The sequence below is a fragment of the Bacillus paramycoides genome (assembly GCF_001884235.1).
Taxonomy (GTDB): domain Bacteria; phylum Bacillota; class Bacilli; order Bacillales; family Bacillaceae_G; genus Bacillus_A; species Bacillus_A paramycoides.
This window is the reverse complement of sequence record NZ_MAOI01000007.1, coordinates 1-13,394: the sequence shown is the minus strand read 5'-3', so window position 1 is coordinate 13,394 and position 13,394 is coordinate 1. Positions and strand designations below refer to the sequence as shown.

Genomic DNA, 13,394 nt, shown 5'->3' with positions numbered 1-13,394 from the left:
TTTGAGACTTCTCAAGGTTTATTTAAGTTACCCTTTTTTAGGGTAACCACTCTTCATTTATATTGTATTTCACGCTTGACATTTCATAGTTGGTCTTTCAATGGTTATGTGATTACTTCTGATATTGCTCTTTGCAATTTTGGACAAAATAAGTAACTTCTTTTTCAAGTTCTGAGAGTTTATCAATTGTGAACTTAATCTCTTTTTTCACCTTACCTTTTTCATAATATGCAAGAGTATCCCTTCTTTGATATAATCCCCAATCATGAGGGTTACTTGTACTTGGAATATCATCACGATTTTCATCTAAACCCTTTACTTCAATCTTTTCTTTTTCAGCTATTTTTTTTACAAGGAAGATCCAATCTTCACTATGCCTCATGTTAGACGTTAGCATAACAAAACCTGTTCCATCCTCACTCATAAACTTCTTCATTTCTAACGGACTAAGTTCCATTACTTCCCCTTTTCCCGAACTAAAGACAAATGTTGAACCAATACCAATTGCAATTAACAGTCCAACAACAGCGGAAATGATCCACCCTTTACGACTCATATTTGTTCCTCCCTATGCCATATTTTTATAAGCGATTTTGAAGTGTGATGAGACACATTTAAACTTCAACATCCGTCTTTTTTTATAACATTTTAAGGAAAGTGGAATATAAAATGGAAATATCATTTGTGGCTGGAATGACGAACCCCGTATTGGTCTGCGTATAGAGAAAAATCCCGACTTAGTTTCTATATGCCCAATACCGCACTACGCATTTTGGCATGAACGTAGAACCTTATGTATCTACGGTTTATGATGTTCGTCGCTTCATCAGAATGTCAAAATGGGATATTCCTCACAACTACTGACACAAACGGATTTTTGATACAATGCATTTTCCAGTGGTCACAGATGAGTTTTACGATCTTACTCATCCAACGATATTCGTATACCTAAACCCTTTAGTGACCTTTTGAAGGGAGGCACGCATATATATTGAAAGCTGTATATCATCCTTCTACATCATTACTTAAAGGAAGATATACGCAATATACATCTAAATTGTCAAAGAGCAAATGACTTTGTGCTATATTCTCAGCACACTTCAAAATCGCTTTTTTATTTACATTTTTTGTTTAACAGCTACTAATTCCGCTTGTTTATGTTTCCGTTTTGCAATTAAGTTTTGATGTTCGTCTCTGACAGAACGCACTTGATAATAAATTTGAGCTACTTTCTCGATGTTTCCTGTGGTATTTTCAATTGCGATGGAACCTTTCAGTTCGTATATTTTTCCATCAAAAGTTTTGACACTATGAGCTTGTGATGCGGCAATATCATAAAATGTGAGCCTTTGTTCTTTTCCCATACGATCCCCTCCTATTTTTGATTAAGAAGGGAGAAAAATGTTTCTCCCTTGTCTAGTTTTCTAGCCATCTAGATAGGGTAAAATAGTAAACGAGTGCTTTATATCATGCTAAGATTGTTGTGTTATACGAGGTTATGATACGTTGCGCTGCCTCTTTTCCGTATATGTGCTGTAATGCGGATTGAGATTCAACTACGATTGAATGATGAATGTGGTATGTTGCGCTTTCTTTTAAAAACTGCTCCATATGAGGGATTGGATACAAATCATATTGATGAAATACCAGGTGAATTGGTCTTATATTCTTGCATTCTGTTAGATGTTGAAGAAAGTTCGATAACGCTTCCCCTCTTTCTTCATAAGTACTTTGTTCTGTTTCTACACGAATATAAACAACTACTTTTTGATACCTATCAATTTGAAGTGTTTCATATCCAACAAATAGATCATGTTTCAGTATGTGATACCCTTGTTCTTGCTTTTCCTTATGAGTATCCTCATGGAAAATGTCTTTTGGATCAAAAATAAAGATAAATTGATCTTTTGCTTCCTTCAGCTTTTCTATAACCGATTTATAAGCTCCAAAACGAGCATTTATGATACCTGCAACCTTTTTTCCCTCATCCATTTCTTTCAACGCTCTAATTACCTTTGTGTACTTCTTAGCTACACTTAACATAATTATTCTCCTTCCTATTTCACTTGTATCTACTAGCGGTTACTGAAACCAAAAATACTCTTTTTGCTCCCCTTGCTTTTCACGTTGATGTTATTCAAGAATGTATAACAATGTGATTATGATCGCATTCCCTGTTTCTGCTGAATAAAAACCCATCTCATGGAATATCTGATACGCTGGATGCTCATTTTCTAACGATTCCACCACTTCTACCAAATACGCCTCACTCTCATATATTTTTTCTATGAACTCGATGACCTTTTTTACATCCAGGTAGTACAAGTTTTTGTGTCGTTGATCCAGGTATAAAATACTTCCTGCCAATAAATTTATTTCCAATCATATCCAATAGTCATGGCGTTTTTTAGGTTTCATGACAGTTTGAGCAATCAAAATCGCTTACATCAGTTCTTCAGAAAGCCAAGAATTTTTGCGCGGCCTAACTTCTTCCCCAGGTTTCCCTAAATTTTTCATTTTTCCAACATTGACTCCTGTCACTACATTTCATCCCCCTTTTCGGTCTAATTTGCTTTTTTAAGATTTCTCATTGCAAATACGAATGCTGTTAATGCAAGAGCAATACATGCAAAACCAATCCATTTCAAATATGGATTTTCAGCTTTACCGCCTGTTGTAGGAAGATTTCCTTCTACTTCTTCTACTTTCTCTGGTGTTTTTTCTAGTTGTTGTTTTTTAACAATATGTTGTGTTTTCTCTGATTGTGGTGTAACAGGTTTATCTGTTACTTTTGGTTGTTCTGGTGTTTGTGGTTGTTCCTGTTGATGTGGTGTCTCTGGTGTTAGTAGTGTCGGCTACTTCTGGTCCTTCACCATGTGCTTAATAATTTCACCATCTTCTTTGATTTCAAAGGAGAATGTTTCTTCGTTAATCAAGTATCCTTCTGGTGCGAGCGTTTCAACATGACTAACAGATCCCTCAAATGATATGCAGTTTTTGTTGAATGGAATCAGAATTTTCAGATTAAGATAATTAAAAAAAATAAAAATAAAATTGTACCTTTTCTTCATTACTGATTTAAAATATAAATGTATAATTGTATATTACTAAGCATTGCTTCATTCCAACCTTGCTCGATAGTATGTTGCGAAAAAGAGGCTCTCGATAGGTACTCCCAAAAAATCCGCAATACTTTTTGCACGACTAGAAATCAGACCTTTTCTTCCTGATTCTACATCATACAAAGTACTGGCTGGAATTTTGGAACCGCTTGAAACCTCATTAATTGTATAGCCCTGTGATTCACGAATTTCTCTTAGAACTGTCAAATATCTCCCCCCTTATTTACAGTTTATTCGTCTTTAAGACTAAAGTCAACACTTAAAGTTCTTATTTTTAACACTTTAAGTGTAAAACGTGAAGACTCTTCTTAAAACCTACTTGTTTAAAATTGGAGTGATAACTTATATGAAAATTGAAGAAAACGTACTAGGAAAAAACATAAAAAAATTAAGGGCTTTAAAAGGAGTAAATCGCAAAGAAATGGCGGAAAATCTCAAAACTACGTATAGGACTGTTTCTAGTTGGGAAACAGGAGAAAAAAAACCCCGCCTAAACAAATTAGAAGAAATCGCAAATTATTTTGACGTTAATACAGCTTCTTTATTAAAGAGTGAAATCCCTGATAAAGAATTATTAAATACTATAAAGGGAGAGGATCCCGTTGAACGTCTAGCTCGACTTCTTTATGAAAAGTACATGAGCGTTCCAGATAAACACAAACCTAGAATTGAAGAAGAATTACTAAAATATGCAAGCAAATTGAAGATGCAAATTGATAAAGAAGAATAGAGGGTCCCTACGCTTGAGACTCTCTTATTCTTCTTTACAGCTATATTCTGAACATAATTCAATAATTTCACCAAATGTTTGTAAATCCATCTCTTTTATAATCTCTGTAAGCTCATATATACTTAATTTCATGTCTATCCCTCCATTATTAGATTGTGAATTTAGAAACATAAATTTCGCAATTCCTTATTTGGAAATTTATAAAACATTTTATAAAAGCACAAAAGACACCGTTTAAACGATGTCTTTTTTTAATAAACAAGATTAAGAATCAGCCGCCACCACCGGGATCAACCATTCTATTCATTATGTCTTTATTAACTGTATATTTCAAATTAGATTCATGTGATCCAAATAAATTCGGAGAGCCTCCACCAGGATCTACATTCATATAAGAAACAAATTGATTATCAACATGTTTATATTTAAAATGCCATTGATACGCTAGAAATTTATCTGATAAACCATTTACTATTGTTATCAAAAGTAAGGTAACTACTATCAATCCAAATAACTTTTTCACTCTATTCGCCCCTTCCTGTAAAAACTACATTACAATTTCTACATATTCTTCATATACTCCTTCTGCAAATTTTCCGTACAAGAAATCATTATTTGACTTAAACATATTAATAGATTTCTTTATTAATGCTAAATCATCCTTAGCCATCCCCATATAGCATGTCTGCAATGGTGATAAGTACCCTTTTTGAATTTCAATTTTTTCTAATATACTTATAGCTTCACTTTTTTTTCCTTCCTTAATTAAAAAAAGCGCAAATTCAGCTGAATGGAGTTTATTAAATTCTATTTTATCTATATCTTTCCACCAGACAATTCTAATAAAATTGATATCGTTTAACGCTATCGCAAATTTTAAACTCTCTTTCGCCCCACTCAATATATTTAAAGCTTCCAAAAAGAATTTTAAAGATTTATTGTAATCAGAGAACATGTAACTTTCTCCACGCCTAATATTCAAAAATGCTTCCATGACCGGGAAAAATTTTAGATCTCTATATGTCCTTAAATATGTATTATTTTCTTCAAAATCCTTACACATATCTTTTCTTAAAAGCGAATAACTCCATAGTTCTTTTACCCAAAAACAATATAAATTCTTTAAATAACTATTAGTCACCAATTTCATATTATTTTCAATCCTAATCTTATATCCTTCCATCAATCCAAAATCACCTAAATCACATAAAATTAGCATGCTAAGTATGTCACAATAGATTTCTATATCGAAATTTTTTTTATTGGTTATGTTTCTAGCTTTCTCAATATCTAAATATACATCTTTAACATTCTCTCCATCCAAACGAGCAATATATAAACTGAAAACCTTTTCCAATCGCCTCATTTCAATGTCTTCACTTTTCTTGCATAGTTGCGAAAGAAACTTCATTAATTTCAAGTAATCATTTAAATGTGCAATTGCAAATGCAACTTTTACATTTATATTCATTCTATCTTTTAAAGTACTTAAATAATTAATAATCATTTGTTCTTGCTTATCTTTATCCTCTTCAAAAACAATGTATATAATTTTGGAAAAAGTATATACTGATAATGCATTATTCTTGTTAAAGTAATTAGAAATGGTTGATTTAGCAACACCAACCTCTTTTGCAAGGTCTGTATATGTCATATTCTTAAATGATATGTAATCATCAATTTCTTTTGCTAGATTCTTCATATATATTCACCTCTTTTTCAGCGGTATTCAGTTTAGTTTATAAAATATTCAGAAATATATACATTTAAGGCGATTATACCATAACAAAAAACTCTTTATTTTTCTCATTAATAGACTGAATATTAAGTCTATTAATGGCAAATGAATAATAATTTTATCTATATTTTCCTCTTTAACATTAAATATGAACTTTAAGTGTTGATATTCTCCAAACGGAATTGTAGAATATAAATAACTTATCTATGTACGCAGGTTTTATAAACCAAAACAAAAAAAAACCCCACCGTCCAGTTTTTAATTGGCTTCTAGTTTGGCGACCGGATCCAATTAAAAACTCCAAAAGATAGGGTTTTAATTCACACTACAAATGTATGTGTTTTTCTTTAATATCATGCTTGATATTAAAATTATATCATAAGGTACATACTATGTGAATATAAAACCTCTGTTTTCTTATTTATTTGTGGTGGGAAAAATAGGAGGTTTTTTTGTGTTACTTCAAAACTTTTTGCTCAGTCGAGCAAAGTCCGAATTAAGTCCTCGAATCAAACACTTATCCAAAACACCTGGGGCTATTAATCACGCAATCAAGAAAGTTACTACTTATATTGATAATATTGTCCTAGAATATGAAGGTGTTACTACAAAGGATTATCTTACCAAACGAAAATATGAAGCATTAGAAACTGTTTTATCATATTTAGTACAAGAAGGGTATTCCCAAGTAAAGCAAGATCATATCAGCAAAAAATCAGGTATTTCAAAACCAATTATTAACTACGTGTTTAATTGGTTACAAGACTTGGGAGTGTGCCAACAAATCAAAGTACGAAGACATGGTAAAATTGCCCCTTCAATTTACATTTTAACTCTACATAGCAATTATTTAAAAATCATTGAATATTTCAAGATGAAATGGGCTGTAGCAATTGATGTCTGTTCTACTTTCACTAAAATTTTAAAGAAAAAACTCTTTAAAAAAGTTGTTGAATCCAAACATGAGGAAAAGAATACTTTATCTGATGGCATAGATATTTTAAATTTTGAAAAACTAGAAAGATCAAATACTTATTCACAAAATGCTATTGATAGATCACAAGATTTAAATGATTATTTAAGTGAAGATCAGAAAAAAGCATATCGCTATATAACAAGTCAACCAGTAACATATTTAACAGAACAGGACGCTTATACTATAGCCTTAAGAATGCCGAAAAAAATTGATCGTTATCAAAGGTGGGATTTTGAAAAATGCGTTGAATGGTTTGAATATAATCAAGCTGAAATAAGTAATCCCGCTCATTTTATGAAAATGTTCGCTGAAAAATCTAAACAAAGAAAAGAGCGTAACGATTATGAAGCGAAAGAAGCCTTAACTAATATGGAACATGCACAAAAATATGAAAGCAAACTTCCAATTATAGACTGGCTTAATAACAAGAAAATGGATTCCATTCTGCAAAAAATGGGCGCTCTAAAGCCCTAATAAAAAAACATCTAAAACTTAGCCTTGCTCAAAAATAATATAATTAGCAAGGCTATTTGTCATGTATTCTTATAATCTCCTAGCAACGTGCTATTTTTCATCAAAAAGAATTTCAAATCACCCCTCAGATCTTATAATTATTTCTCTTTTTCTAAACTATTCAGCTATGAAATTTCAACTTATACGCGACTGAAAATTCTATCATTTACTCATAAATTAACCTTGTAATTTACTAAGATAAAATCTTGAGTCCATTGATACAACTAGCCTATCATCTCTAAAATAGATTCTAATGTTTGTAATGATTTTATTTTTTAAACAAGATTTAATAAATACAGTATTCTATCCTAAAAGGGAAACATTATAAGTATGTTCTTTATCATTTTCCGACAGAAGACTCTCCCTTAATTTTTGTGATTATTTGGGGAAATATATCAAATTCATAAAAAAGTAGGGAAGCTTGTATGTTTTTACAAGCTTCCCTACTTTTTTACGTATTATTTAAGTCATTTTTTAAATAATTTAGCGAACCATGATTTTTCTTGTTGAGAAGACGCAACTAACTTTTTGGTTTCTTGTATTTCTCGAACCACTTCTAATAACTGCTGATCTCTATTGTTTATTTTTCTATCAATAGTCTTTTGCTGTTCATCAATCTTGTTCGTTAGTGTTTGATTAGTTTGTTCTAAATTGTCTATGCGCTTTAAAAGTTCCATATTCATAGCTTTTTGCTCTTGAAAATATATAGAAACCTCTTTCATACTCTCATACATTGTCTGAATAATTGGTTTCGTTATTTCGTCGTCTTCATCATTCTCTTCTACTACAATATAATCTACATTTTGTTTTAACATCTGTTCTATTATTTCTGGTGGCTCTTGTGCATCCTTCATATTGGCAATTAATTTAAAAAGCTCTAATGCTTCCTGTTCATATCTCAGCGTTCGCCCCTTCGTCCCAGCGACAGTTGGTAAGTATGGTTTGAATTGATCCCGCCAGGCCTGAAGGGTTGTCCGTGGCTTCCCAAGCATCCTTGCTATATCTGCAAGGGAATATGTTTTCTTATAAGGTTCTTCCCTATCCATTCCATCGTCCTCCCCTCATCGTCATTTGTTATTATCGATGTCCGACATGTTGTCATCGTATTGTTATTGATTATCATCCATGTCGGTCATGTTGTCATTGTATTGTTATTGGTTATCATCCATGCCGGTCATGTTGTCATTACATTCTTGTTGACCATCATTTATGTCGGTCATGTTGTTGTTTTACTGTCATTCATCATCATTTATGTTCGACATGTCGGCGTCTAACTGTTATGTGTTTAATTCGTTTGAAAGAAGGTATTTCCTTGTTTATTTTGAATTTTTTAAGTATATAGGTTAATTAAATAACAAGTATGATTCAAGTCGTACTTATTATTTAAAGTGTTCTTATTTTTGATTAAATGTGCTAAAGCATAATCAAAAGTAGCATTTAAGTCGTACTTAATGTATAAAGGGGGAATTATTAATGAAAATTGGAAGAAAAGTAGCGGATTTCGGAAATAGTTTTAATAATTTCATGGTTGATGGTTATTATATTGAACTTGCAACGAATGTAGTTAAAATTTCAAAGAAACAAGCTGAGGATTTACTTGTTGATCGTATTTCTAGACCAGAAGATTTACTAGATAGATTACTAATTTCCACTGAAATCGAAGGTGAAGAATCTTTCTATTTAGTTGGGCAATTAGCTGAAGATAATCAGTTGGCAAACTCACATGTAAATAAGATGCACGATAAAATTAAGAGTCCTATCCCATACGTAAGCTTTTTAGGAGCAATTGCATATTATCATGCCCTTAACGCTGAACAAGAAGATAATGAAGTTGAAATTGAACACATGAGTATGATGCTTCCAATTTGGCTTTTAAAACGCGAAGAAAAATTTAGCATTGCCCATAAAAAAATGGAAGAAAGATTTATCGGTGAACATAAAGTTAAAGTGTTAACACCAGGAATGGAGAAAGAACTAACTATTACAGTCAATTCAGCAAAATGTAGAAATGAATCCGAAGTTGCTAGACATTCTTTAAAATATAAAATGGTTTCAAAAGATCATAATACAAATGTAATTAGTATTGAAAAGCGATATGAATCCGAGAGATTCGATGACTATGAAATAGTTTTAACTGACATTGGTGGCGGGTCTACAGATGCTGTGCGATTAGGCAAAGGACTTACTACACCTAAGCACAGAGATTCTTTCCAAGTTATTGATATTGAGCCATTCTTAGGATACCTAGAACGCTTTAGAAAAGAAAAATTGATTCAATACTTTAAGGATATAAGAACATTAGAGAAATTTATAGTTAATAATTATAAAGTACAAAAGTATGTACTATCGAATGAAAATACTGGTGAAGAATATGATTTTACAAATGAAATTGTAGAGGCGCTGAAAGAATATGCAAGAATTTTAGTAGCTAAAATTCTTGATGTATTCATCCCATCTAGTACGAATACAGTATTGAAATTCATTTATATCGGAGGCGAAGCACCCGTTTTAGAACCTTACATCCGTCTCGCTTTATTGAATCATATGTCTGAAATGGCCGCTAAAAACAATCACTTCTTCTTGAACGATATTATTCAAAATAGCGACAAAGAAGTATTTGCTCCAACTTCACGTACAATTAATCTAACTGCATTAGAATTAAAAGTAATTGATGAAATGAAGGGACAGTTAGCTTAAAATAAAAGGACGTGCTGATAATGGCTAAACATAGAAAAATGGCATTACATGCTGATAATATGCCTGAAGATGTATATAGGATCCTTAATGAAAAAGCTAATAGTAGACAATTAACAGCATTTATTGTTGAACTAGTACTAAATGAAAAACGTTATGAGCAACTACTGCAGAAATTAGATAATGTAGAACAGAGATTAAATCTTTTAGATACAGTTGAAAATAAATTGGAGCTTTTACTTACTAATGGAGTTGTTTCCGCACAGAGACAAGAAGATTTAAAAACAGAGGAGCCCATATTGCAAGAAGGTAAAATTATTGACGCTAGGGTAGTACTTGGTGGGATTTCTGAAGAAGATAACGAAGAGCTTGATTTCTAACTAGTAAAGAAGACCTTTAGGTATAATCCTAAGGTCTTTTTATAGTTGTGTGACCTAAAAATCTGTTGAATTGAACTATCCCACACTTAACACCCTTATAGGTTATTAGAAGTGGGAGATTCCTACGAACACCAAAGTATCCTTCGGTTATCCTATTAGGCTAATCCCTTATTTCCTACGGTTAATACAAAATTCGTACGGTATCACAATCTTATTTTGTTTTTTTAACATCCAGGGTTTTGATAGTACGAATCCCACTGACATAAGTCATGTTTCCCCTTTAGGGATGAGAGTGTCAAAATGAAATAGTCCTGATATCACGGCTATAACCTCCTTCACAATATAGAAATATCCCTATTTCTATAATTGGATATTTCCCTATTACTCCACTTTTATTATTAGAAATGGCGGTATAGGGGCATTACCACACATCCATCAACTTAAGAACTCAAAATTACCCCAAAACGAAAAAAATGAGCTCAATTCTCATGAAAACCTATGAAAATATGAATTTTTCGTTTCGGGATGCTACAAAATCTTTAAGTCGATGTGCATAGGGTCACCATATTATTTCGGGAAAATTATACGTATAGACACAAATTAACCGGTACCTTGTACGTTAAGGAACCGGTTATTGACTTACTGCTTAATGGTTGTAATTTAGTTTCTTCCTAATCCCAATTGATATCTCCAGTAGTTATAGCTCCCTTAGTACAATTATGTAGTAAACTTCATGCAGCCACTGGTACCTTACTCAGCCTTAAGGGCTTAAATAAACGCTTAAATACAAAGGCAGTTTTGTTTTTACAACATATTTTTCTTTATTGTTACAACAAAAACGCTGTGAACAAACACAGACTTTAACAATTAGAATACATAAATATGTTTATGCGTTTCAATAAATTGGAATACCATCTTAAAAAAACTTTAGATGAATTTTTAAAAAAACTTTAGATAAATTTTATTTTTTCTTTCTATAATTTATGCATGAATATGAAAAATCTCTTTAAAAGATACACAACTTTTTTGTAGTAGCGAGGGTTTAAATGACCTTTATTAACAGCAAAATCTACGATTTATAAGGAGAGCAATTTATGAGTAAAAGATTAAAAGAATTAGATTCTATACGAGGCTTAGCGGCTATTACAGTGGTTTTTGGGCACTTTTGTTTAATGCTACCATCGTTGCCCATTTCTATTAAATTTTCCCCTCTTAGGTTTTTATGGGCCGGTGGGGAAGCTGTAATCATTTTTTATGTACTCAGTGGTTTTGTGCTATCTATGGCACTTTATCATTCAAAAACAAATTATTGGGGATATTTAATTAAGCGATTTGTACGAATCTATATCCCTTATTATTTCTGGATATTCCTCACCTTTGCTTTATTTATTTTGTTTTCACCATATGAAGTTACGGGACTACGAGATTGGTTCTATGATAAGTGGCAAGGGCCTATAACAAAATTAGATATTATGAATCACTTTGTACTTCTTAATAACTTTTTTACGGATAATTATAATCCGGTTATCTGGTCATTAGCTCAAGAAATGCGTATATCTATCGTGTTCCCCTTGTTATTCCTTCTGTTTTATAAACAGAGTTGGAAGAAAACGATACTGTTTGCTATGAGCTTTTCTTTAATTGGTATTTTCCTTAATATGTTGCATATTGGGAAAGCTGAAGGGTTTTATAATGGTTATGCCGATACACTGCATTTCACATCTATGTTTATGGTTGGAATGCTACTTTTTAAACATCAGGAAGAACTTACTCAATTATATAGAAGTATGAAAAACTTAAACAGAAAACTTCTTATCGCATTAGGGGTCTTTCTATATCTATATTCCATTTTGATTTATGGGCTTTCTAGTAATGATACTACTTTCTTATTAAAAGATTGGGGTGTCGTAATTGGTGTTAGCATAATAATCATTATGGCAATGAATAACCTAAAGGTAAAAGCTATTTTAAATAAGGGTGTATTTGTATACTTAGGGGAAATTTCATATAGTATCTATTTATGTCATTTTCCAATCACGATGGTACTCTTTAAACTTTTATATGCAAAGATACCCACCCTTTTTCTTCTTATCTTATGTATTACAACGACAATACTTTGTTCTATATTATCGTATCATTTAATTGAAAAGAAATGTATAAATTGGGCAAAACAAAGAACAGCAAAATTCAAAAAAAAAGTGCGATACTTGTAGGGGTACGGGAACGATTCAAAGAATAACCCGCCTTGAAAAATCCTCCAATTCAAGCGGTTGTTTTTCTTTAAATTCCTATATTAAACTTTACACCTAAAAGAAATAATTTTGAGTCCAAAAAGGTACGAATTTTTTATACGAGGAGGAGTAACATATGAGGGATACAATTAAAACACGATTTATTATATTATTCTATATTAGTATTTTAGGTGTAGGAACCATGCTTGGAATATTTTATGTTAATCATAAAACCAATATTCAAAAAAATAAAGCGCTCGCTACCGAAAAACGTTTATTGCAATATGAGCCCACCTTGAAAAAAGAATTAGAAAAATATAATTTAGGAGGTAAAACAGCAGTTTTATTAGGTATTATGTACCAAGAGAGTAGAGGTGAGGGTAACGACCCTATGCAGTCTTCTGAATCACTTGGATTAAAGCCAAATGAAATTCAAGAGACAAGCTTGAGCATTAAACAAGGGGTAAAACACTTTGCTCAAATGTACAAATATGGAACGGAAAAAGATGTTAGCATGGATACAATTATTCAAAGCTATAATATGGGACCAGGGTATATTGATTTTATTGCTAGTCAAGAAGTTAAACAACACTCGGAAGATTCGGCCAAAAAGTTTTCTAAGATGAAAGTTGATCAAAATCCAGAGATGTACACTTGTGGTGGAAATAAAAATAATTTTAGGTATCCATATTGTTATGGTGATTTCACATATGCCACAAAGGTGAATGAAAAAGCAAAACTTATTGAAGAATTTCTCCAGAAAAATTCAAAAAATTTTTAATGTAAGAATTTTAAGATTCATATGAGAGATCTATTAAATCAGGTCATAGTGATACCCGTATTCTAAAAATAGTCTGACTACATGTCCGGTTCAGATAAGTTTGGAGTGACTCATGCAAAGTAAGCAGGATTTAAAAAGCACTCCACCAAGTCACGAAAATTTAGGTTTTACCATAGGTACCATTTCACGTTCAACAAAATAATTTTGGGTTGATAATGCTTCCATTTAA

Annotated in this window: 13 protein-coding genes and 3 pseudogenes; 7 read left to right on the top strand and 9 right to left on the bottom strand. The window is 31.9% G+C overall.

Annotation, left to right across the window (positions count from 1 at the left end; all coding sequences use genetic code 11):
* Positions 1 to 112: 112 nt before the first annotated feature.
* The 6 genes and pseudogenes from BAU28_RS00505 to BAU28_RS00480 all read right to left on the bottom strand — a co-directional run bounded on the left by BAU28_RS00505 (position 113) and on the right by BAU28_RS00480 (position 3,329).
* A complete protein-coding gene (locus BAU28_RS00505; protein ID WP_071717396.1) occupies positions 113 to 556 on the bottom strand; it encodes a hypothetical protein in 444 nt (147 codons plus the stop codon).
* 562 nt (positions 557 to 1,118) lie between these two features.
* Entirely contained in the window at positions 1,119 to 1,364 is a 246-nt protein-coding gene (locus tag BAU28_RS00500; protein ID WP_071717395.1) for a hypothetical protein, read from the bottom strand.
* A 103-nt stretch (positions 1,365 to 1,467) separates the two neighbouring features.
* Positions 1,468 to 2,043, bottom strand: coding sequence for a TraM recognition domain-containing protein (locus BAU28_RS00495; protein WP_071717394.1), 576 nt, complete (start codon positions 2,041 to 2,043; stop codon positions 1,468 to 1,470).
* A gap of 90 nt (positions 2,044 to 2,133) precedes the next feature.
* Positions 2,134 to 2,418 (bottom strand): annotated as a pseudogene (locus BAU28_RS00490) (TRAG family protein).
* Positions 2,419 to 2,564: 146 nt separating this feature from the next.
* A pseudogene (locus BAU28_RS30820) lies at positions 2,565 to 2,978 on the bottom strand (LPXTG cell wall anchor domain-containing protein); the annotation flags it as partial.
* A gap of 141 nt (positions 2,979 to 3,119) precedes the next feature.
* The gene (locus BAU28_RS00480; RefSeq protein WP_071717393.1) at positions 3,120 to 3,329 is read right to left on the bottom strand and encodes a helix-turn-helix domain-containing protein; all 210 of its coding nucleotides are present in this window, start codon (positions 3,327 to 3,329) and stop codon (positions 3,120 to 3,122) included.
* A 139-nt stretch (positions 3,330 to 3,468) separates the two neighbouring features.
* On the opposite strand from BAU28_RS00480, the gene BAU28_RS00475 reads away from it, so the two are divergent.
* Positions 3,469 to 3,852, top strand: coding sequence for a helix-turn-helix domain-containing protein (locus tag BAU28_RS00475; RefSeq protein WP_071717392.1), 384 nt, complete (start codon positions 3,469 to 3,471; stop codon positions 3,850 to 3,852).
* A gap of 271 nt (positions 3,853 to 4,123) precedes the next feature.
* Here the strand turns inward: BAU28_RS00475 and BAU28_RS00470 are convergent, their stop codons facing one another.
* The gene (locus tag BAU28_RS00470; protein ID WP_071717391.1) at positions 4,124 to 4,375 is read right to left on the bottom strand and encodes a hypothetical protein; all 252 of its coding nucleotides are present in this window, start codon (positions 4,373 to 4,375) and stop codon (positions 4,124 to 4,126) included.
* A gap of 24 nt (positions 4,376 to 4,399) precedes the next feature.
* Positions 4,400 to 5,554, bottom strand: a complete 1,155-nt coding sequence (locus tag BAU28_RS00465) for an AimR family lysis-lysogeny pheromone receptor (protein ID WP_071717390.1) — start codon at positions 5,552 to 5,554, stop codon at positions 4,400 to 4,402.
* Positions 5,555 to 6,044: 490 nt separating this feature from the next.
* On the opposite strand from BAU28_RS00465, the gene BAU28_RS00460 reads away from it, so the two are divergent.
* Positions 6,045 to 7,040, top strand: coding sequence for a Replicase RepFR55 (locus BAU28_RS00460; RefSeq protein WP_071717389.1), 996 nt, complete (start codon positions 6,045 to 6,047; stop codon positions 7,038 to 7,040).
* Between the two features lie 506 nt (positions 7,041 to 7,546).
* Here BAU28_RS00460 and BAU28_RS00455 read toward each other — a convergent pair.
* Positions 7,547 to 8,125 carry a DUF3967 domain-containing protein gene (locus BAU28_RS00455; protein ID WP_071717388.1) on the bottom strand — a complete coding sequence of 193 codons (579 nt, stop codon included), beginning with the start codon at positions 8,123 to 8,125 and terminating at the stop codon, positions 7,547 to 7,549.
* A 427-nt stretch (positions 8,126 to 8,552) separates the two neighbouring features.
* Between BAU28_RS00455 and BAU28_RS00450 the strand changes: the two genes are divergently transcribed.
* From BAU28_RS00450 to BAU28_RS00435, 5 genes and pseudogenes are all read left to right on the top strand, one after another.
* Positions 8,553 to 9,776, top strand: coding sequence for a ParM/StbA family protein (locus BAU28_RS00450; RefSeq protein WP_071717387.1), 1,224 nt, complete (start codon positions 8,553 to 8,555; stop codon positions 9,774 to 9,776).
* Between the two features lie 20 nt (positions 9,777 to 9,796).
* Positions 9,797 to 10,153: a hypothetical protein gene (locus BAU28_RS00445; protein WP_071717386.1), complete on the top strand. Its 357-nt coding sequence runs from the start codon at positions 9,797 to 9,799 to the stop codon at positions 10,151 to 10,153.
* Positions 10,154 to 10,858: 705 nt separating this feature from the next.
* Positions 10,859 to 11,007 (top strand): annotated as a pseudogene (locus BAU28_RS29590) (IS4 family transposase); the annotation flags it as partial.
* A 240-nt stretch (positions 11,008 to 11,247) separates the two neighbouring features.
* The gene (locus BAU28_RS00440) at positions 11,248 to 12,366 is read left to right on the top strand and encodes an acyltransferase family protein (protein WP_071717385.1); all 1,119 of its coding nucleotides are present in this window, start codon (positions 11,248 to 11,250) and stop codon (positions 12,364 to 12,366) included.
* 154 nt (positions 12,367 to 12,520) lie between these two features.
* Positions 12,521 to 13,165: a lysozyme family protein gene (locus BAU28_RS00435; RefSeq protein ID WP_071717384.1), complete on the top strand. Its 645-nt coding sequence runs from the start codon at positions 12,521 to 12,523 to the stop codon at positions 13,163 to 13,165.
* The last annotated feature ends 229 nt before the right edge of the window (positions 13,166 to 13,394 follow it).